This is a genomic window from Kitasatospora indigofera, from assembly GCF_014655955.1.
Classification (GTDB): Bacteria; Actinomycetota; Actinomycetes; order Streptomycetales; family Streptomycetaceae; genus Kitasatospora; species Kitasatospora indigofera.
Window position 1 is genome coordinate 251721 of record NZ_BNBO01000001.1, and the last position, 26958, is coordinate 278678.

Genomic DNA, 26958 nt, shown 5'->3' on the forward strand with positions numbered 1-26958 from the left:
TACCGAAAACGGCGCAGAATACCCGGCGTACCGGAACCGGGGCTGGAATGACCGCCGTCCCGGAACCGGGCCAGGAATACCCGCTGTACCGGAACCGTGCAGGAATCCCCGCCGGCGCGCACGAATACCCGGCCGACGCCGGATGGGCGGCGTCGGCCGGGTATGCCTGTTCCGGGGGAAAGCCCGGCGGGATTCTACGATCCGGAATCCGGTGGAACGGTGGCCTTTCCGAGATAGGCGTCGGAAACGGCGCCCGCCGCGAACAGTTCGGCCACCGTTCCGTGGGCGGTGATCTCCCCGTGGGCGATCACCCAGGCGGTGGAGCAGAGCTGACGGACCAGGCGGACGTTCTGTTCCACCAGCAGGACGGCGGTGCCCGCCCGGGCGATGTCCCGCAGCGCCTCGCCGACCTCGTCCACGGCCACCGGGGACAGGCCGCTGGACGGCTCGTCCAGGAGGACGAGCCTGGGGTCGGACATCAGGGCGCGGGCGATGGCGACGGTCTGCTGCTGGCCCCCGCTGAGCCGCCCGGCCGGTTCGGCCCGGCGGGCGTGCACCCAGCCGAAGCGGTCGTAGATCCCCCGCAGCCGCTGTCGCCGGACCTTGCGGCCCTGGCCGTGGGCACCGACCAGCAGGTTGTCCTCGATGGTCAGGCCGGGGAACAGCCGGCGGTTCTCCGGGCAGAGCGCGAGGCCGGCCCGGACCAGCGCGCGGGTGTCGTGGCCGGTGACGTCCTGCCCGTCGAGCACGATCCGCCCGCTGCTGCGCGGGACCCGGCCGTGGATGCCCAGCAGGGTGGTGCTCTTGCCGGCGCCGTTGGCCCCGAGGATGCCGGTGACGGTGCCCGGGGCCGCGTGCAGGGTGACGCCGCGCACGGCGGTGGTGGGGCCGAAGGCGACGGTGAGGTCCTCGACGGTGAGCATGGGTCAGGCCTCTCCCAGGTAGGAGGCGATGACCGCCTCGTCGGCGCGGATCTGCTGCGGGGTCCCGGTGGCGAGGACGGCGCCGGCGGCCAGCACCGTCACGGTGTCGGCCAGCGGCATCAGGAAGTGCATGTTGTGGTCGACGACGATCACGGCCGCCCGCAGCTCCGCCGCGACCCTCCGGACGGCCGCCGCGAGTGCGCCCGCCTCCTCGTCGTCCATCCCGACGGCGGGCTCGTCCAGCAGCAGCACCCGCGGGCCGGTCGCCAGCGCCAGCGCGATCATCGCCAGCCGCTGGGCGGCGCTGGTGAGCGAACCGCAGGGCCGGTCCAGGAGCCCGTCCAGGCCCAGCAGGGCAGCCGCCTCCTCGTCGCCGAGGCGCCCGCGCCGCCCCCGGTGTTCGCCACGTGCCAGCCGCAGGCCCTCGCGCAGCGTCCAGCCGGGGAACAGCCGGGTGGTCTGGAAGGTACGGGCGATCCCGGTGCGGACGGCGCGGTGGGCGCCGCGCCCGTGGGCCGGCCGGCCGTCGAGCAGGACCCGCCCGGCGGTCGGCTCGTGGGTACCGGCGAGCATCCCGAGCAGGGTGGTCTTGCCGGAGCCGTTCGGGCCGATCAGGCCGAGCACGGCGCCGGCTTCGAGCCCGAACGAGACCCCGTCCACGGCGGTGACCCCGCCGAACCGCTTGACCAGCCCTTCGACCTGGAGCAGCGCGCTCATGCGGTCACCGCCTTGGTCCGGATCCGGTCCCACAGCGCACCGAGGACGCCGAGGACGCCGTGCGGGGCGACCAGCGTGACGGCGATGAAGACCGCCCCGAGCACGATCTGGCTCACCCCCGGCCCGAAGTTCACCAGTTGGGTGAGGCCGAGCACCAGGACGCTGCCGACCAGCGGGGCGAACAGCCGCCCCGCCCCGCCGATCCCGATCGCCACGAACATCAGGAAACTCTGGACGAAGGTGAACTGCGAGGGTGCGACGACACCGTTGTACTGCGCGAACAGCACACCGGCCCAGGCGCCGAACCCGGCCGAGACCACGATCGCCACCAGCTTGACCCGCGCGGTCGGCACGCCGAGGTGCTGCGCCAGGTCCTCGTCCTCCCGTACGGCCCGCAGCCGGGCCCCGAAGCGGGTGCCCGCCAGCAGGTGGAAGGCGGCGAGGCCGAGCCCGAGCGAGCCGGCGAGCAGCAGCAGGGTGGTGTCGAGCGGGAAACCCAGGCCGACCGGGCGGCCGTCGGGCCCGCCGGTCCAGTCGGCGGCGTTGGTGAACACCAGGGTGGTCACCGCGGTGAAGAACATCGTGCCGATGGCGAAGTACTGGCCGCGGGTGCGGCTGAAGACGAGCCCGACGACGAGGCCGGCCAGCATCGTCCCGCCGACGGCGAGGGCCGCGGCGAGGGCCGCCGGCAGTCCGTGGTCGAGCAGGATCGCCGACAGGTAGGCACCGCCGCCGAAGAAGGAGGCCTGCGCCAGGCTCGGGTAACCGGCGATGCCCTGCACGAAGTTGAGGCCGGTGAGCGCGATCGTCCAGGAGACGGCCAGCAGGGTCAGCTGCCCGGCCTCGCCCTGGAACCCGATGAGGAGGACGTGGGCGAGGACACTGACGGCGGCGACCGGGCCGAGTGCGGCGGCGTGCCGGGCGGTGCTGGAGGCGGGCATCTCAGGCCACCCTTCTGGCATCCGTGCTGCGCAGCCCGGAGGGCCACCGCACGAGAACGAGGACGAGCAGGAGGAATCCGAAGGCGCTCTGGTACGCCGAGCTGACGTACGCGGAGCCGAGGCTCTCGGCCACGCCGAGGACGAGCGCGCCGGTGACCGCGCCCCGGACGCTGCCGAGGCCGCCGAGGACGACCACGACGAAGGCGCTGAGCAGGACGTCGTCGGCCATGTACGGCGAGACCTGGAAGGTGGGTGCGTAGGCGATCGCGGCGACGCCGCCGAGCAGCCCGGCGATCAGGAACGCCAGGGTGTACTGGCGGCGTATCGGGACGCCGAGCATCGCGGCGGCCTCGCGGTCCTGGGCGACGGCGCGCATGGCGCGGCCCAGCGAGGTGCGGGACAGCAGCAGGTGCAGGGCGGCCAGCGAGAGCACGGCGAGCAGGACCAGTGCCACCTTCACCCCGGGCAGGGTGACCGGGCCGATCCTGAACAGCACGGTGTCGTAGGGGGTGTCGAGGGAGCGTCCCGCGCCGCCGTAGCCGCGCAGTGCGGTGTTCTGGAGGATCAGCAGCAGGCCCAGCGCCACCGCGGGCGAGGCGGCGGGCTTGTCCACCACCCAGCGGTAGGCGAGGACTTCGGTGAGGACCGACACCACGGCGCCGCAGGCGATCCCGGCGAGGGCGGCGAGGGCGAACGGCGCGCCGGCGTCGCCGGCCGCCCAGGTCGCGTAGGCGGCCAGGACGATCACGCCGGCGTGCGCGAAGTTCGGGACCTCCATGACGCCGTACACGAGGGTGAGACCCACCGCGACGACCGCGAAGAGGCAGCCGAGGAAGAGCCCGTTGACGAGGACCTGGCTCACCCGCACGCGTCCTTCGCGAAGACCTGGTCGACGATCGCGCCGTCGCGGTGGTCGAAGGTCATGGCGCTGGCGATGGTCTGCGTCGCGGGGCACCAGGTGGTGACCTCGGAGGTGGTGCGGGCGCCGTGGTCGGTGAAGAGCAGGTCGCCGGGGTTGGGCAGCCAGCCGCTGACGGTGCCCTTGGGGATGCTGATGGCGCCCAGGGCCCGGTCGATCTTGACGGGGTCGGTGGTGGAGCCGGCCTCGGTCATCGCGGCGGCGACGATGAAGGGGTAGTCGTAGGCCCACATGGTGAGGTCCTGCGGGTACTCGTGCCAGCGCTCCTGGTAGGCCTTGGCGAAGGCGGCGGTGGCGGGGTGGGCCGAGGTGGTGGGCAGCGTCCCGGCGCAGTCGTAGTTGTCCTTCATCAGGGTGTTGAACTGATTGCCGAGGATCGCCCTGGCCTGGTCCGGGTTGACCCCGCTGCTGTGCAGGACGGGGCCCGTCCAGCCGGACTGCCGCAGTTGCTTGAGCACGGGCAGGATCACGCCGGTGACGCTGCTGAGGTAGACCGCGTCCGGCTTGGCGGCCACCGCGGTGTTGATGGCGTTGCCGTAGTCGGTGGAGCCGAGCGGGTAGTCGCTGGTGGCGACGACCTTGACGCCCTCGGCCTGGGCCGACTTCTGGACGAGCTGGGTGAGGCCCTCGCCGTACGGCTCGCCCTTGGCGGTGATCACCGCGATCGACTTCGTGCCCAGCTTCTGCTTGGTGTAGCTCAGGCACCCGGGCACGTAGGTGTCGGAGCCGCCGCGGGTGAGGTAGAGGTGCGGGTCCTGGGCGAGCACGCTGGGGTAGCTGCTGTCCAGGATGTTGATCATCGGGACGGGCTTGCGTCTCAGTTGCGGGACATAGGTCGCCGAGCCCAGTCCGTAGGCGATCACGGGCAGCTTCTGGGACTGCGTCATGTCCCGCAGGGCGACGACGCCGGTGGTCGCCGGGTCCGACTTGTCGTCCGCGTAGCCGATCTCCAGCGTGTGCTTGCGGCCGGCGACGGTGAACCCGGTCCTGTTGAGTTCCTCGACGCCCATGGTCATGGCGTTCTTCTCGGCCGGTCCGAGCGTCGAGTAGACGCCGGACATCGACAGGATCGCGCCGACCTTCACCTTGGTGTCGTCGCCGCCCGGGCCGGAGCCCGGGCCGCAGGCGGTGGTGGACAAGGCGATCGAGCCGGCGGCCAGCAGGGCGGCTGCGGTGCGTGAACGCATGACAGAACCTCCGTACGAGGGATACGAATGAGGGGTGCTGCGGAACAGGTCCTGCAGATCGGGGTGTTGCGGGCGCCGTGGTTCGGGCGGTACGCACCGGCCGCGGCGGATCGGGTGCTGCGGACCGGCCGCGGCGGTGCGGGGGCTGCGCGGCGGCTCCTCCGCTGCCGGGCTCAGGCGGTGACGCGGTCGAGCCAGTCCGTCAGGTCGCCGACGACCTCGTCGCGGTTGGTCTCGTTGAACAGCTCGTGCCGCGCCCCGGAGTAGATCCGGTACGTGAGGTCGGTCAGCCCGGCCTTCCGGTAGCGCTCGACCGCGAGGCTGCTCAGTTCGGTCCGCCGGTTCAGCGGGTCGCGGTCGCCGACCAGGACGTACAGCGGCAGCCCGGTGGGGATGCCCGCGGGCTCCGCGAGACGGCCGGTGGCGGCGGCGGCCAGGCCGCCCATGGACGGCTCGTCGAGGGTGAAGCCGCACAGCGGATCGGCGATGTAGGCGTCGACCTGGGACTCGTCGCGGCTGAGCCAGTCCGCCCCGGTGCGGGCGGGCTCGAAGGGGCCGTTGAACACCGCCATCACGTCGCCGCCGCTGTCCGCCAGGTGGGCGAGGAGCCGGTCGACGGCGGTGGTGCCGGACAGCGCCGCGGCGTCGACCAGGGCGGCGTGGTCCAGGAGGTACTGCTGGGCGGCGAAGGAGCCGAGGCTGTGGCCGAGCAGCACCACCGGCAGGCCGGGGTGGCGGGCACGGACGATCCGGGTCAGCGCCGCGAGGTCCTCGACCAGCAGGTTCCAGCCGTCGTCGCCGAGCACGCCGGGCCGGCCGGGGCGCATGGTGAGGCCGTGGCCGCGGTGGTCGCCGGCATACACGGCATAGCCGCGGGCGGCCAGCTCCCGGGCGAGCGGGGTGTAGCGGGCGGCGTGCTCGCCCATGCCGTGGGCTATCTGGACGACGCCGCGCGGCGGGGTGTCGGCCGGCCACTCGTGGACGTGGACGTCGAGGCCGTCGATGCTGGTGAAGGTGAACACCGTTGTCTCCTGGTGGGGTTGCCGAAGGGTGGTGCCGGTCGTACTCGGCCGGGTGGTCGGGTGGTCGGGTGGTCGGGTGGCCGGGGGGCGTTGGTAGGGCGGGCTGCTGGTTGCCGTCGTCGGTCGCAGTCGGTCGCAGTCGGTCGCAGTCGGGCCGGTCGGACGGTCGTGCCGGGGCCGGCCGGTCAGGGACGGGGCGCGGTGATGGCGCGTTTGAGGATCTTGCCGGTGGGGCCGAGCGGCAGCGCGTCCAGCAGCCAGACGTGCCGGGGGTACTTGTAGGGGGCCAGGCGCTGCTTGACGTACGTCCGGAGGTCCGCCGCGCCCGTCGTGGCCCCCGGGCGCAGCACGACGGCCGCGACGACCTCCTCACCGAGCCGCTCGTCGGGGACGCCGAGGACGGCGGCCTGGACGACATCGGGGTGTTCGTGCAGGAGCTCCTCGATCTCGCGCGGGTAGACGTTGTAGCCGCCGCGGATGATCAGGTCCTTCTTGCGGTCGACGATCGAGTAGCTGCCGTCCTCGTCCTGGCGGGCGAGGTCCCCGGTGCGCAGCCAGCCGTCCGGGACGGCCTCCCGGGTCTCCTCGGGCCGCCGCCAGTACCCCTGCATCAGGTTCGGGCCGCGGACCACGAGTTCGCCGACGGCGCCGGGCGGCACGGCCATGCCGTCCTCGCCGAGCAGCCGGACCTCGACGTCGCGGATCGGCGTCCCGACGGAGCCGGCCCGGCGCGGGCGGTCGGGGTGGTTGAAGGTGACCACGGGGCTGGTCTCCGACAGGCCGTAGCCCTCCAGGATCACGCACCCGAAGGTCCGCTCGAAGTCGTGCAGCAGTTCCACCGGCAGGGACGCGCCGCCCGACACGCAGAGCCGCAGCGAGGAGACGTCCGCACCCGGGGCGGCGGGGTCGTGCAGCAGCGCCCCGTACATCGTCGGCACCCCGGCGAAGACGGTGACCCGGTCGCCGGCGATCGCGTCGAGGACGGCGCCGGCGGCGAAGCGCGGCAGCAGGGTGAGAGCGGCCCCGCTGTGCACGGCCGCGTTCATCGCGCAGGTCTGGCCGAAGGTGTGGAACAGCGGGAGACAGCCCAGGATGACGTCCTCGCAGGTCAGTTGCTGGACGGAGGTGGCGCTCACCTCGGCGTTGTGGGCGAGGCCGCCGTGGGTGAGCGCCGCGCCCTTCGGCCGGCCCGTGGTGCCGGAGGTGTAGAGGATCACCGCGACGGCGTCGTCCTCGGCGGCGACCGGCTCCGACAGCGGCTCGTGCCCGTCGAGCAGCGCGGCGAAGGCCGCCGGCTCGACGCCGACCACGCGGGTCCCGGCCGCCGCGGCCCCCCGCACGGCCTCCGCCGCCCCGTCGTGCCGGACGAACAGCAGCGCGGCCCCGGAATCCTCCAGGTGGTACCGGGCCTCCCGTTCCTTCAGCAGGGGATTCATCGGGACGACGACGCCGCCGGCCCGCAGGATCCCGTAGTAGAGCGTGACGAACTCGGGCACGTTCGGCAGCATCAACGCCACCCGGTCACCCGGCGTGACGCCCAGGGATCGCAGCAGGGCGGCCACCCGGGCCGAGCTCTCGTCGAGCCCGGCGTACGTCACCGTCGCCGTGCCCAGCCGCAGGGCGGGCCGTTCGGGGTGGCGCTGCGCCGACTCCAGCAGACAGCGGACGAGGTTGGGCATGGTCGACCTCTCGGAAATGTTCCGTTCACGGTGCCGCCATCGTCGGGCCCGCTTCCGCGCCGCCCCATGGTTGTGACCACAACATCCCGGCCGCCGGCTTGTCCCCGGAAACAATCACACCCTCGGTACGCTGCAGGGATGGAACGCCAGGCACCCCCCAGCGAGATCATCGGCGTGGCGGCCGTCCTGTTGCGGCGCACTCCGGACCTCGGCGAGCGGCTGGCCCGGCGGATGCGCGCGGAGGTGGAGTCCTACGGCAACGAGAGCCTCGTCCCGTTCGCGTCCATCCGCACGTCCTGCACCCGCAACCTGGAGCTGATGCTCCGGCACTTCACGAACGCCGCACCCGTGGACACCGGCCCGCCGAAGGAGACCGGCCGGGTCCGCGCGCAGCAGGGCGTCCCGCTGGCCGAGACCCTGCACGCGTACCGGATCGGCTTCGAGTTCCTCTGGTCCGAGCTGGTCACCGAGGCACGCCACCACCCCGCCGTCACGGACTCGATGCTGGTGGCCCTGGCCGCCGAGGTGTGGTGGCTGGCGGGCGAGTACTCGATGGCGGTGGCCGCGGCGTACCGCGAGACGACCTCGGAGCTGATGCTCCAGCGCGAGCACGAGCGGTCGGTGCTCGTGGAGGCCCTGTTCACCGGCGTGATCGCCGACCGCACCACGCTCGGGGAGACCGCCCGCACCCTGGGCCTGCCCGCCCAGGGACGCTTCCTCGTGGTGGCCGCCGAGGTGCCGGCGCCCGGGCGGGAGGCCCTCCCCGGCATTGAGGCCGCGCTGCGCGCCACCCACGTCCCGTCCGCCTGGCGCCTGCTGCCCGACCAGCAGATCGGCGTGGTGGCCCTCCCCTCGCCGACCGCGGAGTCCGCGGCCCTGCGGGCGTTGCGCAAGCACTCCGCCCGGGTGGGCGTCAGCCCGTCCTACGACTCGCTGCGGGACACCCCGCAGGCCCTGCGGTTCGCCCGGCTGGCCCTCGGCACCCTCGGCGGCCGCAAGTCCGGGGTCGCCCGTTTCGACGACAACCCGCTGGCCGTACTGGTGGCCGCCGCCCCCGCCGAGGCCGCCCACCTGGCCCGCACCGGGCTCAGCGCGATCCTGGCGCTGCCCGCCCAGGAACGGGAGCGGCTCCTGGAGACGCTGGAGCAGTGGTTCGCGGCGGCCGGCTCGGCCGTGGAGACGGGCCGCCGCCTGTACGTCCACGCCAACACGGTGCGCTACCGGCTGCGCCGGATCGAGTCCGCCACCGGGCGTTCGCTCCAGGACCCGCAGGCCGTGCTGGAGATCGGCGCCGCCCTCCAGGCGTTCCGGCTGCTCCCGCCGGAGGGGGAGAGCACCGGCGCAGGACCGGCCACGCCGGGCTGAGCCGCACCGGCCGGGCCCTGCCCTGGTCCCCGCCGGCCCTGGTCCCGGCCTGACGCTTCCGCGTCGTCGCCCCCCGGGGGTTCGCCGCCACCACGGCGGTCGGCACCGAACTCCGCGGGGGCCGAACTCCTCCGTGGGCGGGGCCGGTTCTCCGGGTACCCCGGCACGGGCTCGGCCGGTCCATGTCCGGTCCAACGTCTGCGCCGTGGGCGCGGTGGCCGCGGCCACCCGTCGCTCGCGGAGGCGGCCGGAGGCGGCCGCGGGTGGGGATCCGGCGCCGCGAGAGACCGTGCGGGGCGGGCGAGTTGTCGTTGCGGGATCCCGGAGGGTCGGTCGCCGCCGACGAGTTCCCCATTCCGAAGGCCGGCCGGTCGGCGCGGCGGTTCGGTTTTTATGCGAACTTGCGGCACATTGCGTGATGGCGCCGCTGCGGTGAATCACCGCGAGGGCCAGGAGACGGGCCTCGGCAGGTGTGGCGAGTTCCGGCAACTCCTCGGCTGTTCCTGCCCGTTCGCATGTCACCGCGGTGCGCGCCGTGTCCGGTTCGTGAACAACACCAGCGAAGAGGCGGTGGCTGTCCCCATGGCGCAGGAAGCCAGGATCGATGTCGAAACGACATGGAATCAGACGGAGGAGGCGTTCTCGGTCGAGAAGGCGGCGGAGTTCGCCGGACAACTGCCGCCGGGCCCCTGGTTCGGGACCGCGGCCGGCCCGGCGCGCGCCGACGGGCGGGAGCCGAAGTACACCCTGCCGCTGCGGTCCGCCCGGCCGTACCGGCGGGAGGTGGCCCTCGGCGAGGCCGCGGTGTACCTCGCCGACGGCCACGACGAGCTGGTGAGGCCGTTCATCTTCGCGGACGGCTTCAACTACGGCCGCAGTGACCTGCCGGGGCTGTTCGCCCACTTCAACGCACCCTACCCGGGCGGCAGTTCCGGCTTCCTCGACCAGTTGCTCACCGCGGGCATCGACGTCGTCCTGGTCGGCTTCGAGGAGCGGCACACCTACATCCAGGCCAACGCCGGGGTGGTGATCAGCGCCGTCCAGGAGGTCATCCGGCGGCGGGAGGGCAAGGCGCCGCTGATCGTCGGCGGGGTCAGCATGGGCGGCATCATCACCCGCTACGCCCTCGCGGAGATGGAGGACAAGGAGCAGGACCACGAGACCGGGACGTACCTCTCCTGGGACTCCCCGCACAACGGCGCCTGGATCCCGCTGGTCCTCCAGCAGATGGCCTACTTCTTCGAGTCGCTGCCGGCCGAGCCCGGCAAGGTCAAGGAGGCCGAGCTGATCAGGAGCCCGGCCGCGCAGCAACTGCTGTACGCCTGGGTCCCGGACGCGAAGTACGAGGGCCCGGTCGCCACCTCCAGCGAACTGCGCACGCAGTTCCTGCACGAGCTGCGCGAGCTCGGCCAGTTCCCGCGGCGGCCGCGCAAGCTGGGCGTGGCCAACGGCACGGGCACCGGCACCGGCCGCGACCTGCCGCCCGGCGGCGAGGTGTTCGAGTACCAGGTTCCGCTGGTCGTCTACGCCCGGGCCAACTTCCAGCCCGACGGCGGCGCGCGCAAGCCGATCGGCGAGATGCGGGCCGCCGGCCAGGTGCGACGGGGCTTCACCTCGTACGTCCCCGGCCTCGACGGTGCGCCGGGCGGCACCCTCGACTCCTTCGGCAAGATCGCGGGGGCGCTGGGGGCCACCATCCCGGAGGCCTACAAGTTCAGCTGCTTCGTCCCCTCCGTCAGCGCGGTCGCGCTGGACTACGACCCGGCCGAGTGGGACGTCGACCCGTACGAGAAGGTCGAGGGGGCCGACGAGAAGAGCGCGCTCGACGAGTTCAAGTGCGACGGTGAGAACACCGTGCACAGCCAGGTGACCAAGCCGCTGGTCGACTGGATCGTGGAGCGCATCGTCCACTGACACGCACGGTGCGCCCGCCCCGGGCTCCTGGCCCGGGGCGGGCGCACCGCTCCGGTGCGGCCCGGGACACCGGCCCCCGGGCGGGTCCACGACGGGCCGGCGCTTCAACGGGCCGGCCCCGGGATTCGGACGTCGTGCGCGCCCGGCCCGGCCCCGCCCCCCGTCGACCTCACGCGGCCGGCACCGCCCGTCCGACGACCCCGGCGGCCGGCGCGGGGCGCCCCCGGACGGGAGCCGGCCCTCCCGCGCCGCCGGAAGGCGGGGATTCCCTGCGAAGATCGGGGGATGGACGTCATGAAGAGGAACCACGTCGTGGTCACGGGCCGTGGCGACGGCCCCGTGGTGGTGCTGGCGCACGGCTTCGGCTGCGATCAGAACATGTGGCGCCTGGTCGTGCCCGCGCTCGCGGAGGACTTCAAGGTGGTGCTGTTCGACCATGTCGGGGCCGGCCGCTCGGACCTCGGGGCCTGGAGCGAGGAGCGGTACGCGAGCCTGGACGGCTACGCGGACGACGTCCTGCAGCTCCTGCGGGCCCTCGACCCTGGGCCGGTCGTGTTCGTCGGGCACTCGGTCAGCTCGATGGTCGGGGTGCTGGCGGCCGTCCGGGAGCCGGACCTGTTCACCGGCCTGGTCCTGCTCACCCCCTCCCCGCGCTACGTGGACGACGAGGCGACGGGCTACCGGGGCGGCTTCAGCGCGGAGGACATCGACGAACTGCTGGAGTCGCTGGACTCCAACTACCTCGGCTGGTCCGGCGCGATGGCGCCGGTGATCATGGGCAACCCCGAGCGCCCCGAGCTCGGCGAAGAGCTGACGAACAGCTTCTGCCGCACCGACCCGGCCATCGCCCGTGCCTTCGCCCACACCACCTTCCGCTCCGACAACCGCGCCGACCTGGCGAAGGTCGGCGTCCCCACCCTGGTCGCGCAGTGCTCCGACGACGCCATCGCGCCGCCCGAGGTCGGCGCCTTCGTCCACGCCCGGATCCCCGGCAGCAAGCTGGTCACCCTGCCCGCGACCGGTCACTGCCCGCAGCTGAGCGCCCCCGACGCCACCGCCGAGGCGATCATCGACTTCGTCCGGGCACTCCGTTGATGGTCAGGGCCGGCGGCGGCGACGAACCGGAAGGACGCGGCACGGCCCCCGAGGGCGACGACGCGGCGCGCTTCTCCGCGATGCTGGAGGACAGCGCCGTCGACCTCTACGAGAACGCCCCCTGCGGCTACCTCTCCACCCTCATGGACGGGCAGATCGCCAAGGTCAACACCACTCTCCTGAGCTGGCTCGGCTACCGCCGCGAGGAGCTGGTGGGCCGCCGACGCTTCACCGACCTGCTCACCGTCGGCGGTCGCCTCTACCACGAGACGCACTTCGCCCCGCTGCTCAGCATGCAGGGGGAGATCGGCGGCATCGCCCTCGAACTCAAGGCGGCCGACGGCACCCGGATGCCCGTCCTGGTCACCTCCACCGTCAAGACCAGCGACGACGGCCAACCCCTGCTGATCCGCACCACCCTGTTCGACGCCCGCGACCGCCGCGCCTACGAGACCGAACTCCTGCGCGCCCGCCAGGAGGCCGAGGAGGCCCGGCGCGAAGCCGACCGGGCCCGCCGGACGGCCGAGGAGGCGCACCGCGCCGTGGAGGCCGAACGGCAACGCCTGCAACGCCTGGCCACCACCCTGCAGCGCACCCTGCTCCCGCCCTCCCTGACCGCACCGGCCGGCCTGGAGGTCGCCGCGCACTACCACATCGCCTCCGCCGACGAGGTCGGCGGCGACTTCTACGACCTCTTCCCCCTCGCCCACGGCAGCTGGGGCCTGTTCCTGGGCGATGTGTGCGGCAAGGGCGCGGCCGCCGCCGCCGTCACCTCGCTGGCCCGCTACACGCTCCGCGCGGCCGCCGTCTACGACCCCGACCCCGTCGCCGTCCTCGCCAACCTCAACACCGTCCTCACCCACGAGTACGAAGGCACCGACCCGCGCTTCTGCACCGTCCTCTTCGGGGTCCTCACCCCCGACCGGGGCACCGCCGGCTTCGAGCTCGCCCTCGCGGCCGGCGGGCACCCCCCGGCGATACTGCTGCGTGCCGACGGCAGCGCCCGCCACCTGCCCACTCCCGGCGGCCAGCTGATCGGTGTCATCCCCGACCCCCACATCGCCACCACCACCGTGCGCCTGGACCCGGGGGACACCGTCCTGCTCTACACCGACGGCCTCACCGAGGCCCACACCACGCCCCTGGGCAGGACCGGGGGTGACGGCCGCTACGGCGACGCGGCGCTGCTGGATTTCACCGCAGCCCTGGCGCCCACCACCGCTCCCGCGGCCATCGCCGCCCTGCAGGGGCTGCTGGACACCCTCGGGAGCGGCGTGGACGACGACACCGCCCTGCTGGCGCTCAGCGTCCCCCATCCCGTTTCGGAGCCGAAGCAGTGACCGACCTGCGCACCACCGTCCGCGCCACACCCACCGGGCCCGTCCTGGAGATCGCCGGGGACCTGGACTTCCACAGTGCTCCCGGCGCCCGGGAGGTGCTGCTGGGGCTCGCCCCGGGCCCGGGCCGGCTCCTCGTCGTCGACCTGACCGGCCTCACCTTCTGCGACTCCACCGGGATCACCCTGCTGCTGGCCGCCCGCAACCACGCCGTCGGCCACCAGGCGCACATCGCCCTGGCCGGGGTGCCGGCGCAGGTGGCCCGCATCTTCGACATCACGGGCCTCAGCCGGGTCTTCGCCAGCTATCCCACGGCCGAGGACGCCGTCGACCGATGGGCCGCACGGACCGAAAGCTGACAGGTCCCCGACCCCCGGCTCCGGACGGGGACGGCCCTCAGCCGTGTTCCGCCGAGCCGGAGAGCCGGAGTTTGCGCTGGGCCCGCTGGTAGAACGTGGTGCGGCCGAGGCGCACGACGCGCGCGGCGCCGGGCAGCATCGTCACCTCGACGACGTCGCCCGGGGAGACCCGGCCGACCAGGATGCCGTCGGCCTCGACGGCGAGGTCGCCGCTGTGCGGCAGGACCTCCAGGTCGAGCCGCTCGCCGCTGGAGAGGAACACGGAACGGTTGAACGCGGCATGGGGTGCCACGGGAGTGATCAGCAGCCCCTCCGCATTGGGGGAGACGATCGGCCCGCCGGCGGAGAAGCTGTACGCGGTGGAGCCGGTCGGCGTGGCGACGACGACCGCGTCGGCCGTGTAGGCGACGAAGGGCTCGCCCTGCACCCGTACGGCGACCGCCGCGGACTTGTGTCCCGGGCTGCGCAGCAGCACGACGTCGTTCAGGGCCGCCTCCTGCGCGTCCCCGAAGCGGGCGTGGACGCCGGAGCGGGCCTCGACGGTGAAACGGCGGGCATCGACGGCGTCCAGCGCGGCGGGCAGTTCCGGTATGTCGACCTCGGCGAGGAAGCCCAGCCGGCCGACGTTGACGCCCAGCACCGGGGCGTGGCCCCCGGTGGCGAGCCGCATGGCGCGCAGCATGGTGCCGTCCCCGCCGAGGCTGATCATCAGGTCGGCGCCGGTGGCCATCTCCTCGGCCTCCACCGGGACGGCCTCGCAGCCGATCCTGGCCACCTCCGCCGCCAGCCCCAGGACCTTCGTCCCCCGGGCCCGGCTCCAACGGACCACGGCCTCCACCGTGGGCGCGCAGGTGCGCTCCGGGTGGAGTAACAGTCCCACCGTGCCGATGAATCCCATCCGGGCACCTCGATGTCGGCCGGGCCACAAGTGCTCCCTCCAGTCACGCACAGCCGGTCGCGACCTTCAAGGTCACCGCCGGGCCCCCTGCTCACGTCGGTCCGGATCGCCGCCCGTCGGCCCGGCCGGCCCGGCACGACGGGACCCCCTGCGCCACGACTGGACCCCCTGCGCAGGGACGGGACCGCGTGCGCAGGGACGGCCCGCTCCCGCCCGTCACGGAATCCCCCCGCGAGCGGGCCACGACCACCGTCCGGACGTGGGTGTGAGCGGGAATGTGCGGATCAGGCCCATCCGTCCGCGGGGGAGCGCCGAATGCCTGGTAGAGGCGCGTGACCGCGAGCGTAGACGCCCAGCCGTCGTTCCGCCCGGGCTCCGCACGGCTCCGGCCGCGACCCGGATCGCCCCCGCGCGCTCTCCCTCCCGAAGGACGTCCCGATGAGGAAGCTCCTGATTCCCGCTGCCGTTGCCGCCCTGGTCATGCCGTTCGGCGTGGCCGTGGCCTCCGCCGACACCGGCCACCACCCGTCCCCGAAGCAGGACCAGCGCAACACCTTCACCTACGCGCTGCTGCTGCCGGTCGCCAACAACCGCGTGCAGGGCATCGGCACCGCCACCGTCGTCCTGCACGGCCACGACGCGAAGATCACCATCCACGTCCGGGGCCTGCTCGACCACGCCCCGCACGCGATGCACATCCACGTCAAGGGCTCCGGCGAGTGCCCCACGACCGACGACTCGCGTCTGCACAACGGCCACCTGGCGACCTCCACCACCGACGGCCTGCGCGCCTACGGCGCCATCGGCACCTCGCTCACCACCACCGGCGACACCAGCCCGAACAGTGCCCTCGCGATCGACCGCTTCCCGTCGGCCGGCACCTACACCTACTCCCGCACCATCCAGATCACCGACGACGTCGCCCGACAGGTCCGCCACGACAACGCCGTGGTCGTGGTCCACGGCATCGACTACAACAAGAACGGCAAGTACGACACCGTCCTCGGAGCCAGCGAACTCAACCCCATGCTTCCCCAGGAGGCCACCGCCCCGGCCCTCTGCGGCCCACTCCACTGACCCCCGACCGCGCGCCCGGCCCACCACCCGTGTCGGCCGGGCGCTCCTCACGCCCCGGCCGTGCCGACGCCGGCGGTCCTGGTCGGTGCGGCCGGGCCCGCGGGCGCGACCGGGCCGGCCGTACCGGGTGCGCCGGTCGCGGTCGATCCGCCCCGCCCATAGCGTTGTCCCGGGTGGGACCGTTGGCACGGGAGGCCGGGATGAGTCAGTTCAGGTGGGTTCTGGAGGTACAGGACGACGACGGACGATGGTCCCGGCAGGACGCTGCCCCGCTGCCGGATCCACTGGAGTACGAAGGGACGCCGCAGCGGGCGGCCAACCACCTGCGGGACGTGTTCGTGCGCTCGCTCTCCCGGCCTGCCCCTGGCCCTCGGGCGGTCCGGGTCCGCGTCTGGGAGGGGGCCGATGCGGTGGGTGAGCCCGAGGCCGAGACCGAGTGGTCGCGCGAGTGAGGTGGTCCACCCGGGGCCCAGGGGCAAGCGCCCGCACCACCGCTCGTCGCCGCGGCAGGCCAGGCGCTCGCGGTCCGGCCGTTCGCGGAGCCGGCCCGCACGCCCGCCGGCCCGCGCCCCGGACCAGGCCGACCCGCTCAGTCCGGTGGCACCCGGACCGCGAGGAGGGCGGTGTCGTCCGTGCTGCCGCTCGGTATGGCCTCAAGGATCCGGTCGCAGAAATCCTCCAGGGGGAGCCGCGTGAGGTCGGCCGCGAGACGGCGCAGCTCCTCCAGGCCGGCCCCGAGATCGGCTCCCGGCACCTCCACCAGGCCGTCCGTGAACAGCAGCAGGGTCGAGCCGGCCGGTAGCTGCTGCCGACCGGTGGGGCGTTCGGGGTCGCCGCCGGCTCCGAGGATGATCCCCTGGCCGGCTTCCAGGTAGCGCGCCCGGCCGTCGGACGGGCTCCCGGTCGTGGGCAGCAGCAGCGGTGGCGGATGTCCCGCGCTGCTCCACCGCACCTGCCGCGGACCGTCCGGGGGCCCCTCCACGTAGGCGAGGATCATGGTGGCCATCGGTATGTCGGTCAGGCTCGTCATGGCGTCGTCGAGCCGTTCGACGATGGCGGCCGGTGCTTCGTGGCGGTCCCAGGCCAGGGCCCGCACCAGGTTGCGCAGCTGGGCCATCCGAGCGGCGGCCCGCAGGTCGTGCCCGATCACGTCGCCGATCACGAGCGCGGTGCTGCCGTCGCCGAGTTCGAAGGCGTCGTACCAGTCGCCGCCGACCCGTGAGCCGGCCGGGGCAGGCCGGTAGCGGGCGGCCAGCTGCAGGCCCCGGCTCTGCGGGAGCTCGGTGAGCAGGTGGCGCTGCATGGCGGTGGCGATGTCCCGCTGCTCCCCGAACAGCCGGGCGTTGTCGATGGCGACGCCCGCCCGATGGCCGATGTCCGCGAGCAGGGCGAGTTCGCGGTCGGTGAAGGGCCGGTCCGGGCGCGTGCGCACCGCTGTGATCGCGCCGGTGATCTCGCGGGCGCTGGTCAGCGGGACGACGGCCGCCGAGGTCGCGCCCAGGACGCGCAGGAACCCGGCCTGGACGGCGGCGAGCGGGGCGTCCGGCGGCTCGGCCATCTCGTGCGGGCCGAGCAGCACGGGCTGCGCACCGTGGAGCACCCGGACGAGTGCCGAGCGGGAGAGGGTCGTCGGTGGCGGCAGCGGCCCCCGCCAAGCCTCCAGGGCGGTGTCCCGGCCCTGCGGGCCGAGAACGGCGACCCTGCGGACTTCGCCCTCGGGGGTGCGTAGGTCCACCGCCACCCAGTCGGCCAGCTTGGGTACGAGCAGGGGGCCGAGCCGGTCCACCGCCTCCTCGACGTCGAGCGTCTCGGAGAGCACCTCGGTGATCGCGCTCACCAGGGTCAGCTGCTCGGCCAGGTCCTCCAGCAGGTCCACCCGGGCGGCCTCCCGCCCGACGGGTGCGCTGCTGCCCGCCATGTCGGCGAACAGGACGGCCAGGCCGGTGGTCCGGCCCGCTTGCACGACGGGCGCCGCCGACCAGCGCACCGGCAGGGCCCGGCCGTCACCGGTCAGGAAGGTGTCGCTGTCGCCCCAGGCCGGCCTGCCGTGCTCGGCGACCGCCAGCAGCACGCACTGCGAGCGCGGGATGACGGCGCCGTCGGGGCCGCGGTGCAGCAGATCGTGGGCGTCCGCCCCCGCCATCGCCGCGGCCCGCCGGCCCAGCAGCTGCTCGGCCCGCGGATTGGCGGCGAGGATCCGCCCACGCGCGTCGACCAGCAGGACTCCGGCCGCCAGACCCTCGAAGGCCGAGGTCAGCAGCCGCTCCACGCCCTCCGGCCCACCGGGGGGCTGCACCGGGCCGCACGTCACCGCACCTCACCTCCCTCAACGGCTGCAACCGCCGGGCCGGGCGCCGGATGCCGACGACCCGCCGCCGCCGGTCACGGACCGGTCCGGCTGATCGCCCTCGGCAACCGCCTGGGTGCCGCTTGTTCTGCCGAGGGCTCCGGGGCCGGGGTTCCGTCGGTCCGTCCGTTCCGTCATGTCTCCTCCGCACTCCGCCGAGGCCCGGTGCCGGCCGTCGGGGCCGCCGGCACGATTCCATCCTGCGGCCCTTCCCGTCCTCGTGCTTGCCCGTCCGCGGTGACACCGCTGCCGCTGACCCGGTTTCCCCGGATCGGCTGCCGCTGCCGGCCTTGCACGCAGAGCCGTTCCCGCCGGAGCCGGGAACCGCCGCGCCGTAGGCACCGCGTCGCCCCCGGAGGGCCACCGGCCGCAGGATGGATTCCGTCACGACGCCACCGCCACCGCTGCGGGTGCGCGGCGGGCCGCCGGCGCCGGGTGCGGTCAGCGCCGGTACTGGCGGCGGTAGGCCGAGGGGCTGACACCCGTCGTCGCCCGGAAGTGGTGGCGGAACCCGGCGACGGTCAGGCCCACCCGGGCGGCCACGGTCTCGACCGGAAGGTCCGCGGACTCCAGCAGCGCGGCGCCGGCCCGGACCCGCCGCTGCGTGATCCAGCGTCCTGGCGGCAGACCGACCGCTTCGACGAAGCGGCGTTCGAACTGCCGCACCGACAGGTGCGCGACGCCGGCCAGTTCGTCGACGGTGAGACGCCGGTGCAGGTTGTCCAGCGCGTACCGGACAGCGTGGCCGACCGGGTCGTCGGACGGCGCCTTCCCCACCGGATGCTCCGCGAACTGGGCCTGGCCGCCCTCGCGGTGTGCGGCCACGACCATGCGGCGGGCCACCCGGGCCGCAACGTCGGCGCCGTGGTCCGTGCGGACGAGGTGCAGGCAGGCGTCGATGCCGGCGGCGGTTCCGGCGGCGGTGACGACCGAGCCGTGGTCGACGTAGAGCACCGCCGCGTTGACCACCACCTCCGGATGACGCTCCTGGAGCAGCCGGGCGTGCCGCCAGTGCGTGGTGGCCTCCTTGCCGTCCAGCAGGCCCGCCGCGGCCAGGGCGAACGCGCCGCTGCAGATGGACACCAGACGTGCTCCCCGCGCGTGCGCGTCCCGCAGCGCGGCCAGGACGGCGGGGGAGACGTCGCGGCGCACGTCCGCGACGCCCGGGACGATCACCGTGTCGGCGTACCGGAGCCGGTCCAGACCGTGGTGCACCACGATGTCGAAGCCGCCCACGACGCGGTGCGGGCCCGGGGTCTCGGCGCACAGCTCGAACCGGTACCACCACTCCACGTCCAGCTCCGGCCGGGAGACCGCGAACACTTCGGCGACCGTGGCGAGTTCGAACGGGGCCATGCCGTCGAAGGCGAGGCAGGTGATCCGGTGACGGCGCATGACGGAATCCTAGCGGTGCGCGCCGTTTCCGACACTGCCGGACGGCATCCGCCGAGCCCCACCCTGGTGGCATGAAGCCCGACACCACCACTCCGCTGACCTTCGGCATGCTCCTCTTCGACGAGGTCGAGGTCCTCGACCTGGGAGGCCCCTTCGAGGTCTTCAGCACCGCCGGCCGCCTGGCGCGCACCGAGGACGGCCGACCCCTGCTGCGCGTCCTGACGGTCGCGGCCACCGGCCGGCCCGTCCGTGCCCGTGGAGGGCTGAGGATCGTGGCGGACCACACGCTCGACGAGGATCCGCCCTTCGACGTGCTGGTCGTCCCCGGCGGCGTGACCACCGCGGTCGAGACGGACCCGGAGGTCCTCGACTGGCTGAGCCGGCGCCGGAAGAGCTCCGCCCTGACGTTCAGCATCTGCACCGGGGCCTTCCTGCTGGCCGCCGTCGGAGCACTGGACGGGCGCCCGGCCACGACCCACTGGGAGGACCAGGAGGAACTGGCCCGGCGATGGCCCGACGTCCGGCTGCGCACCGACGTCCGCTGGGTCGACGACGGCGACCTCGTCACCTCGGCGGGGATCAGCGCGGGCATCGACGCCAGCCTGTACATCGTGGGCCGGATCTTCGGCGAAGGACTCGCCCGTCGTACCGCCCGTCAGATGGACTACGCGTGGACGGCCGAAGGCGGCGCCCAGGACGGCGGATCCGGGCGGCCGTGATCCGGACCCGGCAGGGCCGCACCGCGCCCTCCGGCTGACGCCGGCCGCTGCCCGTCCGCCCGCTCGTCCGTCCGCTGTCCGCCCGTCCGGCCGCTGCCCGCCCGGGCAGCGGCCGGTTCAGCGGTGGTGGCGGCGGAAGAACTGCCACATCAGCGTGTTGGCGTCGATCTCACGGGTGGTGGCGCCGTTCCCCTCGGACTCGTACGGGGAGCCGGGCCAGGTGTGGCCGCCGTCCGCCACGGTGTAGAGGGCGGTCTCGGCGCCGCCGTGGCACCCGCCGTAGGTGGTCAGGGTGACGTGCCCGGTGACCGGGGTGGTGGTCGCCCCGGGCCGGCATCCGTTGAGTTCGGCCCAGCGGGAGAGCGCGACCGGGACGGGGTAGCGCCACGCCGCGGAGCCGCCGCCGTCGTACGGGTTGGTGTGGTCCTGCTGCCCGTGGAAGGCGAGGACGGGCACCGGCTCCGCCGGCCGGCAGGAGGCCGGGTCGGGCAGGCCCTCGTCGGCGGGGTCGGGCCGGCCGGCACGCAGTCCGGCGACCGGCGCGACGGCGGCCAGCCGGCCGGGGAGTGCGCAGGCGAGGGCCGAGGCCATCCGGCCGCCGCCGGAGTACCCGGTCGCGTAGACGCGGGCCGGGTCGGCGCACAGGGCGCCGGTCAGGGTGTCGATGACCCGGCTCAGGTACGCGACGTCGTCGCGGGTGCCGGCGGGGGTGACCTGCGGGACGTTCCAGATGAATCCGTTGCCGCCGGGCACGGCGCCGTCGGGCGCGGCGACGATGAAGCCCTGGGCGTCGGCGGTGCGGGCGACGCCGGTGTAGGTGAGCTGTCCCTGGCCGGTGTTCTGGCTGCCGTGCAGGGTGAGGACGAGCGGGAGCGGGCCGCCGCCGGGCCGGCGGGGCGGGACGTGGACCCGTACGGCGTACTCGGTGCCTTCGAACGGCACCTGCACCGTGGTGTCCCCGGCGCCGGTGGTGCACCGGCCGGGCGCGGCAGCGGCAGCGGCAGCGGCATCGGTGGCGGGGAGGGGTGCGGCGCCCAGCGCGGCGGCGGCCAGCGCGGCGGTGGCGAGGGCGGTGCGGATCGGCATGCGGAGGTCCCTTGCTCGGCGGGGTGGTTCCCGTACGGGGCGCCGGACGTGCGGGCGGCCGGCCCGGGGGCTGCCGGCGTCCGACTGCGCGTCCGACTGCGCGGGCGGGTCGCCGGCCGGCTGGTGCGGGTGCGGCGGACGACGCGGCCGCCCGGGGCGGTGGGCTCCCGGCAGGCGCGCCGGAACCCGGCCCGGTGCTTACGCATGGTGATGGACCCGGCGGAGTGCGCGGCGGGGTGGCCGCGACGGGTCGGGGGAGTGGGCGGATCGCGCCGGTCGAGTCTGGACCGTGGAAGACAACGATGTCCAGCCCTGGGCCCGCCGTTGCCCGAATTGGGCCACTTCCCATTTTCGTTAAGTAAAGTTTTAGTTTGTTAGGGCATGGAGGCTATTCAATTGGCTGTACGAAGAACTTGACCGCTCTATGGACAGGCCTCGATGTGACGTCTACGTTAAGCGTCCATCAGCCTGCTGGGCCTCAGCTGCCCGTGCGGCTCTCCCCTTGCGATCACCGTGCGATCGACCACCCACAGCACCAAGGAGTGACCAGGTATGCGAAGAGGATGGCTGGCTGTCGCCGCCGCGACGATGACCGCCCTCACTGCCTGTAGCAGTGGCGGGGGCGGTACGTCCTCGGCCGACGCGCCGAGCGACCCGGCGAAGGTCTCCGGTGACATCACCGTCCTGACCAACCGGACCGACCTCGTCCAGGACGGCACGCTCAAGAAGTACGCGGCCGAGTTCAACAAGCTCTACCCGGGCGTCAAGGTGAACTTCGAGGGGCTCACCGACTACGAGGGCGAGACCAAGATCCGGATGAACACCGAGAGCTACGGTGACGTCCTGCTGATCCCGAACTCCCTCTCCGTCGGCCAGTACCCCACGTTCTTCGCGCCCCTCGGTGACACCTCGCTGGCCACGACGTTCGACTACACCGACCACGCCACCGTCAAGGACAAGGTCTACGGCCTCGCCAACATCGGCGTCGCCAACGGCTTCGTCTACAACAAGGCCGTCTGGGCGCAGGCCGGCATCACCGAGTGGCCGGCCACCCCCGAGCAGTTCATCGAGGACCTCAAGGCCGTCAAGGCCAGAACCGGCGCCATCCCGTACTACACCAACTACAAGGACGGCTGGCCGCTCACCAACTGGAGCAACGTCCTGGGCTCGCCCGGTTGTGACGCGGGGGCCCGCGACGCCCTCGCGGACACCGACGAGCCGTGGACGGCCGGCAAGGACCTCCACGCCGCGGACAAGCTGCTCTTCGACATCGTCCACGAGAAGCTCGCCGAGCCCGACCCGACCACCAGCAACTGGGAGAACTCCAAGACGCTGATCGGCTCCGGCAAGGTCGGCACGATGTGGCTCGGCTCCTGGGCGGTCTCCCAGATGCAGGCCGCGGCCAAGGCCGCGGGCCAGGACCCGTCGACGATCGGCTTCATGCCCTTCCCCGCCCGGAGCGGCGGGCAGTTCTGCTCGGTGCTGCGCCCCGACTACCAGTACGCGGTCAATGTGCACTCCAAGCACAAGGACGCCGCCCGTGCCTGGCTCGACTGGTTCATCACCAAGTCCGGCAGCGCCGCGGCCGAGGCCTCGATCTCCTCGGTCAAGGGAGCCGCACTGCCCGACAGCCTCAAGCCCTTCCAGGAGAAGAACGTCCGCTTCATCCAGGAGAGCCAGAGCAAGATCGACATCGTCAACAAGATCGACAAGGCCTCCGAGATCGGCATCACCTCGCAGGACTACCGCCGGCGCCTGGTGGACGTCGCCCGCGGCAGCGCCGGCGGCGACGCCGACAGCTTCTTCAAGGACCTGAACAAGAAGTGGTCCGACAGCCGGCGCACCATCGCCGGCTGACGCCGTCCGCCCGGCGGCTCCCGGGGCGCGGCCGCCCGTCCGCCGCCGCGCTCCCGGTCCGGCGCGCCCCGTCCCACCCCCACCCCGCGGCCCGGACCGGCCCGCCCCGCAGCACGAGGAGAACCGCATGACCGTCCGCACGCCGATCACCGACGGCTGGACACTGCGACTCGACACCGCCCGGCACACCCCCGAGCAGGCGCCGCCCGCCCTGTCCACGGACGCCGTGCCCGCCCAGGTCCCCGGCTGCGTGCACACCCGCCGAGGACGGCACGGCAAACTCGACCGCGGCCTCGCCCACCACTTCGACGCCCCCGCGGACTTCGACGAGTGGCACTACCTCACCCAGGTCAACCAGGCCCGCGCCATCGCCACCGGCGTCGAGCACTGGCGCTCCCACTGGCCCGTCTGCGCCGGCACCGTCCTGTGGCAGCTCAACGACTGCTGGCCCGTCACCTCCTGGGCCGCCATCGACGGCGACGGCCGGCTCAAGCCGCTCTACCACGAGCTGCGCCGCCTCTACGCCGACCGTCTCCTGACCTTCCAACAGCGCGACGGCCGGCTGGTCGTCGCCGTGGTCAACCAGAGTGCGACGCCGTGGACCGGCGCCGTCACCGTGCAACGCCACTCCACCGACGGCACCACCCTCGCGGCCGCCGGACTCGCGTTCACCGCAGCACCCCGCACGGTCACCCTCCTGGACGTACCGGCCGCCGTCGCCGATGCCGCGGACACCGCGAAGGAACTCTGGACGGCCGACGCCGACACCCTCCGGGCCTGGCACTTCGCCACCACCGACGCCGGGTTCGCCTACCCCGATGCCGAATTCGATGCCGTGGTCACCCCGCAGGGCCCGGGCGCCACCATCACCGTCACCGCCCGCACCCTGCTGCGCGACCTGCTGCTCCAGGCCGACCGCCTGCACCCCGACGCCCGCACCGACCGCGGCCTCACCACTCTGCTGCCCGGTGAGAGCACCGTCTTCCAGGTCGACAACTGGACCGGTGCCGACCCCGGCGCCGACCTCACCACCGCGCTGCGCTGCGTCAACTCCCCCCGCACCAAGCACCGTCGGTAGTCACAGCCCCTGACACCCCGGCGTCGCGCCACATCGATACGCCGCGGCGCGCGCCGGGGTCTCCGTCGGGGCCGGACGCCGAACCGGTGTCACCCGGGACAGCACGAACCGCACCGGCGCCGGTGAAACCCGGCGGGCGGCCCGGCCACGCCGCCGGGCCGCCCGCCGGCACCACCGGCCTGGCGACCGCCCGGCCCGCCCTCCTGCCGGCCCTGCACCCCTCCGCGGGATCGCCTCCCCGGTATCGAGGCCGTCCGAAGGGGCGGTCCGCTCCCACGGTTCGCCGATCCACCCGCCGCGTCCCTCGCGCGTCCTGCCCGCCGCAGCGTCCCGCCTCCCGGTCCGGCCGCCCTGGGGGCCCACCGTGCGCGGGACCCAGCCGTACCCACCACCCCCGAGAGGTCCACCCATGCCCGGAACCGCCCGCCGCACCACGACGGCCGCCACCCTCGCGGCGGCCTGCCTCGCCGTCGCCGCCACCACCGCCCCGGCCGGCGCCCGCCCCCCGGCAGCGGCCGCCGACGCCTTCGTCACCCGCGACGGCACCCACCTCGCCCTCCAGGGCGACCCCTTCCGCTTCGGCGGCACCAACCTCTACTGGCTCGGCCTCGACGAGAATGTCGGCGGCGTCGACTACCCCACCACCTACCGCATCGACGACGCCCTCAAGACCGCGCGCGCCATGAACGCCGGCGTCATCCGCTCCCACACCCTCGGCACCTCCCTCGGCTGCGCCAAGTGCATCCAGCCCGCCCTCGGGCAGTACAACGACGCCGCGTTCGCCAGCATCGACTACGCGGTCTCCCGCTCCCGCGCCCTGGGCCTGCGCCTGGTCGTGCCGCTCACCGACCAGTGGACGTACTACTCCGGCGGCTACACGAACATCACCGGATGGCTCGGCCTCGAACCCAAGGCCTTCTACACCGACGCCCGCGCCATCGCCGCGTACAAGGAGTACATCGCCCACGTCCTGAACCACGTCAACCCCTACACCGGGCTGGCACTGAAGGACGACCCCACCGTCATGTCCTGGTCGCTCGGCAACGAACTCAACGACATGACCACCAGCTGGGCGGACCAGATCGGTGCGTACCTCCACAAGCTGGCGCCCCGGCAACTGGTCGCGGCCGGCCGCCAGCAGGGCGTCGACGCCGCCGCGCTCGCCTCCGCCCAGGTCGACATCGTCGACGTCCACTACTACCCGAGCAACGCCGCCACCGAAGCCGCCGACGCCAAGGCCATCACCGCCAAGGGCAAGGTCTACCTGGCCGGCGAGCACGGCACCACCAGCGTCACCGCCGCCGACGCGCTCGCGCTCGCCGACGACCCGAACGTCACGGGGGCGCTCTCCTGGTCCCTGTTCGGCCACGCCGACGACCACGGCTACGTCCAGCACGACGACACCTTCACCCTGCACCACCCGGGCGACACCGCCGCGATGCGCGCCACCGTCCTCGCCGAGTCCGCCTTCGCGCTGACCGTCGCCGGCGACCGGCCGCGCCCCGCCGTCGCCCCCACGCCGCCCCTGGTCACGTCCGTCTCCAAGAGTGCCGGCATCAACCAGATCGCCTGGCGCGGCACCGCCGGCGCCGACGGCTACCGCATCGAACGCGCCACCGCGGGCGCCGACGGGCCCTACACCACCGTCGCCACCGGACTCTCCGACAACGACGCGCCCTACCTCGACCCCGCCACCCCGGCCACCCCCGCCTGGTACCGCGTCGTCGCCCTCGACCGCGCCGGCCGCCCGCTCGCCACCTCCCCGGCGCTCGCCACCGCCCCCGGCCAGGACAGCGCCGCCGACCCGCTGCAGAGCTTCATCCTCACCTCCTCGCACAGCGACACCCTCACCACCACCCCCGACGGCGACGGCGTCCGCGTCGCCCCGGCCCCCCGGAAGACCGGGCAGATCACCTGGAGCCGGCCGGGCCTCACCGGCTTCCAGGCCGACTTGGCCACCCTCGACCGCTCCGCCCTGCCCACCGTCCAGACCTCCGCGGACGGCGTCACCTGGGTGAACGCCACCCCCACCCCGCAACGCCGCGGCGACCACACCCTGCTGACCCTCGACGACCTGCGCGCCACCGGCCACGTCCGGCTCGACTGGAAGGCGGACGCCCACCCCGCACCACTCACCGGCGCCACCTGGAGGGCGGCCACCGCCTCCCCGGCCACCGGCAGGCCCGGAGCCTTCCAGCAGACCCCGGCCGCCGGCGCCACCGGCGTCGACACCCGCACCCCCTTCACCTGGACCGCCGCCCCCGGCGCCGCCTACTACACCCTCACCGTCTCCAAGAACGCCGACCTCTCCGCCCCCGTCCTCCAGGCCACGAGCATCCGCGGCACCACCTACGCCCCCGCCGCCAACCTCCAGCCCAACACCACCTACCACTACACCGTCACCGCCGTGAACGCCGCCGGGGCCACCCCCGCCGGCAACGCACCCGCCACCTTCACCACCGGCGACCTCGTCGTCGACGACTTCGAGAGCTACCCCACCGACAGCGCGCTCGCCACCGCCTACCCCCGCAACACCGGCGGCGGAGCCGTCACCAGCACGCTCGACACCGCCCACGCCGACGGCACCGGCCACAGCCTGCGCGCCGCCTACGACCACGGCGCCCCCGGCTACGCCGGCATCATCCGCACCCTCCCCACCCCGCAGGACTGGGGAGGGGCCACCGCGCTGCGCCTGTGGGCCCGCTCCGACGGCAGCGCCGACCAGGCCCTGACCGTGCAGTTCGTGGCCAACGGCACCTACTGGGAGACCACCGTCCCGCTCACCGACACCACCGGTACCGACCTCACCATCCCGCTCAACAGCTTCAAGAACCCCGCCTGGGCCACCCCCGGCACCCTCGACGCCGGCAAGGTCACCCAGCTCTCCTTCTACTTCAACGGCCAGGCCGCCACCGGCACCGCCTGGATCGACTCCGTCACGGCCACCCGCTGACACCCGCGCCGTCCGGGCAGCCCGTCCGGACGCACCCGTCCGGCGTCCGCGGCCGGGGCCGCCCGGCCCCGGCCGCCGTTGCCGGCACAC

Annotated in this window: 21 protein-coding genes and 1 pseudogene; 11 read left to right on the forward strand and 11 right to left on the reverse strand. The window is 73.7% G+C overall.

The features are described 5' to 3' along the window. Positions 1 to 194: 194 nt before the first annotated feature. The 7 genes from IE329_RS01150 to IE329_RS01180 form a co-directional block, all read right to left on the reverse strand. Entirely contained in the window at positions 195 to 923 is a 729-nt protein-coding gene (locus IE329_RS01150; RefSeq protein ID WP_190208821.1) for an ABC transporter ATP-binding protein, read from the reverse strand. Positions 924 to 926: 3 nt separating this feature from the next. Further along, positions 927 to 1640, reverse strand: a complete 714-nt coding sequence (locus IE329_RS01155; protein ID WP_190208822.1) for an ABC transporter ATP-binding protein — start codon at positions 1638 to 1640, stop codon at positions 927 to 929. Then, positions 1637 to 2581, reverse strand: coding sequence for a branched-chain amino acid ABC transporter permease (locus IE329_RS01160; RefSeq protein WP_190208823.1), 945 nt, complete (start codon positions 2579 to 2581; stop codon positions 1637 to 1639). Before IE329_RS01160 ends, IE329_RS01155 begins: the two co-directional genes overlap by 4 nt. A gap of 1 nt (position 2582) precedes the next feature. Next, a complete protein-coding gene (locus IE329_RS01165; protein ID WP_190208824.1) occupies positions 2583 to 3443 on the reverse strand; it encodes a branched-chain amino acid ABC transporter permease in 861 nt (286 codons plus the stop codon). After that, a complete protein-coding gene (locus IE329_RS01170; RefSeq protein WP_190208825.1) occupies positions 3440 to 4687 on the reverse strand; it encodes an ABC transporter substrate-binding protein in 1248 nt (415 codons plus the stop codon). Before IE329_RS01170 ends, IE329_RS01165 begins: the two co-directional genes overlap by 4 nt. 173 nt (positions 4688 to 4860) lie before the next feature. Further along, on the reverse strand, positions 4861 to 5709 hold the full coding sequence (locus IE329_RS01175; protein ID WP_190208826.1) for an alpha/beta fold hydrolase: 849 nt from the start codon (positions 5707 to 5709) through the stop codon (positions 4861 to 4863). Positions 5710 to 5894: 185 nt separating this feature from the next. Next, a complete protein-coding gene (locus tag IE329_RS01180; protein WP_190208827.1) occupies positions 5895 to 7388 on the reverse strand; it encodes a long-chain-fatty-acid--CoA ligase in 1494 nt (497 codons plus the stop codon). A gap of 138 nt (positions 7389 to 7526) precedes the next feature. On the opposite strand from IE329_RS01180, the gene IE329_RS01185 reads away from it, so the two are divergent. The 5 genes from IE329_RS01185 to IE329_RS01205 all read left to right on the forward strand — a co-directional run bounded on the left by IE329_RS01185 (position 7527) and on the right by IE329_RS01205 (position 13458). Beyond that, on the forward strand, positions 7527 to 8753 hold the full coding sequence (locus tag IE329_RS01185; protein WP_190208828.1) for a PucR family transcriptional regulator: 1227 nt from the start codon (positions 7527 to 7529) through the stop codon (positions 8751 to 8753). A 546-nt stretch (positions 8754 to 9299) separates the two neighbouring features. After that, positions 9300 to 10667, forward strand: coding sequence for a lipase family protein (locus tag IE329_RS01190; RefSeq protein ID WP_229927070.1), 1368 nt, complete (start codon positions 9300 to 9302; stop codon positions 10665 to 10667). A gap of 285 nt (positions 10668 to 10952) precedes the next feature. Next, entirely contained in the window at positions 10953 to 11762 is an 810-nt protein-coding gene (locus IE329_RS01195) for an alpha/beta fold hydrolase (RefSeq protein WP_190208830.1), read from the forward strand. Then, positions 11762 to 13102 (forward strand): SpoIIE family protein phosphatase, encoded by a 1341-nt coding sequence (locus IE329_RS01200; protein WP_190208831.1) that lies wholly within the window; start codon positions 11762 to 11764, stop codon positions 13100 to 13102. Before IE329_RS01195 ends, IE329_RS01200 begins: the two co-directional genes overlap by 1 nt. Next, complete coding sequence (locus IE329_RS01205; protein WP_190208832.1) at positions 13099 to 13458, forward strand: STAS domain-containing protein; 360 nt, start codon at positions 13099 to 13101, stop codon at positions 13456 to 13458. Before IE329_RS01200 ends, IE329_RS01205 begins: the two co-directional genes overlap by 4 nt. Before the next feature lie 37 nt (positions 13459 to 13495). Here the strand turns inward: IE329_RS01205 and IE329_RS01210 are convergent, their stop codons facing one another. Next, entirely contained in the window at positions 13496 to 14338 is an 843-nt protein-coding gene (locus IE329_RS01210) for an NAD(+)/NADH kinase (RefSeq protein WP_229927071.1), read from the reverse strand. A gap of 456 nt (positions 14339 to 14794) precedes the next feature. On the opposite strand from IE329_RS01210, the gene IE329_RS01215 reads away from it, so the two are divergent. Further along, positions 14795 to 15433: a hypothetical protein gene (locus IE329_RS01215; RefSeq protein WP_190208833.1), complete on the forward strand. Its 639-nt coding sequence runs from the start codon at positions 14795 to 14797 to the stop codon at positions 15431 to 15433. A gap of 200 nt (positions 15434 to 15633) precedes the next feature. Next, complete coding sequence (locus IE329_RS01220; RefSeq protein ID WP_190208834.1) at positions 15634 to 15885, forward strand: uroporphyrinogen decarboxylase/cobalamine-independent methonine synthase family protein; 252 nt, start codon at positions 15634 to 15636, stop codon at positions 15883 to 15885. A gap of 137 nt (positions 15886 to 16022) precedes the next feature. On the opposite strand, the gene IE329_RS01225 is transcribed toward IE329_RS01220, so the two are convergent. Next, positions 16023 to 17729 (reverse strand): SpoIIE family protein phosphatase, encoded by a 1707-nt coding sequence (locus IE329_RS01225; protein ID WP_190208835.1) that lies wholly within the window; start codon positions 17727 to 17729, stop codon positions 16023 to 16025. 492 nt (positions 17730 to 18221) lie between these two features. After that, a complete protein-coding gene (locus IE329_RS01230; protein WP_190208836.1) occupies positions 18222 to 19175 on the reverse strand; it encodes a helix-turn-helix domain-containing protein in 954 nt (317 codons plus the stop codon). Between the two features lie 71 nt (positions 19176 to 19246). Here IE329_RS01230 and IE329_RS01235 point away from each other — a divergent pair, with 71 nt between their 5' ends. Further along, positions 19247 to 19894 carry a DJ-1/PfpI family protein gene (locus IE329_RS01235; RefSeq protein WP_190208837.1) on the forward strand — a complete coding sequence of 216 codons (648 nt, stop codon included), beginning with the start codon at positions 19247 to 19249 and terminating at the stop codon, positions 19892 to 19894. 117 nt (positions 19895 to 20011) lie between these two features. On the opposite strand, the gene IE329_RS01240 is transcribed toward IE329_RS01235, so the two are convergent. Further along, positions 20012 to 20980, reverse strand: coding sequence for an extracellular catalytic domain type 1 short-chain-length polyhydroxyalkanoate depolymerase (locus IE329_RS01240; protein ID WP_190208838.1), 969 nt, complete (start codon positions 20978 to 20980; stop codon positions 20012 to 20014). A gap of 552 nt (positions 20981 to 21532) precedes the next feature. On the opposite strand from IE329_RS01240, the gene IE329_RS01245 reads away from it, so the two are divergent. From IE329_RS01245 to IE329_RS41365, 3 genes and pseudogenes are all read left to right on the forward strand, one after another. Next, entirely contained in the window at positions 21533 to 22837 is a 1305-nt protein-coding gene (locus IE329_RS01245; protein ID WP_190208839.1) for an ABC transporter substrate-binding protein, read from the forward strand. 196 nt (positions 22838 to 23033) lie between these two features. Beyond that, positions 23034 to 23915 (forward strand): annotated as a pseudogene (locus IE329_RS01250) (glycoside hydrolase family 2 protein); the annotation flags it as partial. A 409-nt stretch (positions 23916 to 24324) separates the two neighbouring features. Beyond that, positions 24325 to 26868: a carbohydrate binding domain-containing protein gene (locus IE329_RS41365; protein ID WP_190208841.1), complete on the forward strand. Its 2544-nt coding sequence runs from the start codon at positions 24325 to 24327 to the stop codon at positions 26866 to 26868. Positions 26869 to 26958 lie beyond the last annotated feature (90 nt).

What these genes read in the sequence shown, in the direction of transcription:
- IE329_RS01245 (WP_190208839.1), top strand. Translation starts at nt 21,533, where the DNA reads ATGCGAAGAGGATGGCTGGCTGTCGCCGCCGCGACGATGACCGCCCTC.
- IE329_RS01155 (WP_190208822.1), bottom strand. Translation starts at nt 1,640, where the DNA reads ATGAGCGCGCTGCTCCAGGTCGAAGGGCTGGTCAAGCGGTTCGGCGGG.
- IE329_RS01180 (WP_190208827.1), bottom strand. Translation starts at nt 7,388, where the DNA reads ATGCCCAACCTCGTCCGCTGTCTGCTGGAGTCGGCGCAGCGCCACCCC.
- IE329_RS01170 (WP_190208825.1), bottom strand. Translation starts at nt 4,687, where the DNA reads ATGCGTTCACGCACCGCAGCCGCCCTGCTGGCCGCCGGCTCGATCGCC.
- IE329_RS41365 (WP_190208841.1), top strand. Translation starts at nt 24,325, where the DNA reads ATGCCCGGAACCGCCCGCCGCACCACGACGGCCGCCACCCTCGCGGCG.
- IE329_RS01160 (WP_190208823.1), bottom strand. Translation starts at nt 2,581, where the DNA reads ATGCCCGCCTCCAGCACCGCCCGGCACGCCGCCGCACTCGGCCCGGTC.
- IE329_RS01195 (WP_190208830.1), top strand. Translation starts at nt 10,953, where the DNA reads ATGGACGTCATGAAGAGGAACCACGTCGTGGTCACGGGCCGTGGCGAC.
- IE329_RS01235 (WP_190208837.1), top strand. Translation starts at nt 19,247, where the DNA reads ATGAAGCCCGACACCACCACTCCGCTGACCTTCGGCATGCTCCTCTTC.
- IE329_RS01200 (WP_190208831.1), top strand. Translation starts at nt 11,762, where the DNA reads ATGGTCAGGGCCGGCGGCGGCGACGAACCGGAAGGACGCGGCACGGCC.
- IE329_RS01240 (WP_190208838.1), bottom strand. Translation starts at nt 20,980, where the DNA reads ATGCCGATCCGCACCGCCCTCGCCACCGCCGCGCTGGCCGCCGCCGCG.
- IE329_RS01215 (WP_190208833.1), top strand. Translation starts at nt 14,795, where the DNA reads ATGAGGAAGCTCCTGATTCCCGCTGCCGTTGCCGCCCTGGTCATGCCG.
- IE329_RS01220 (WP_190208834.1), top strand. Translation starts at nt 15,634, where the DNA reads ATGAGTCAGTTCAGGTGGGTTCTGGAGGTACAGGACGACGACGGACGA.
- IE329_RS01230 (WP_190208836.1), bottom strand. Translation starts at nt 19,175, where the DNA reads ATGCGCCGTCACCGGATCACCTGCCTCGCCTTCGACGGCATGGCCCCG.
- IE329_RS01150 (WP_190208821.1), bottom strand. Translation starts at nt 923, where the DNA reads ATGCTCACCGTCGAGGACCTCACCGTCGCCTTCGGCCCCACCACCGCC.
- IE329_RS01185 (WP_190208828.1), top strand. Translation starts at nt 7,527, where the DNA reads ATGGAACGCCAGGCACCCCCCAGCGAGATCATCGGCGTGGCGGCCGTC.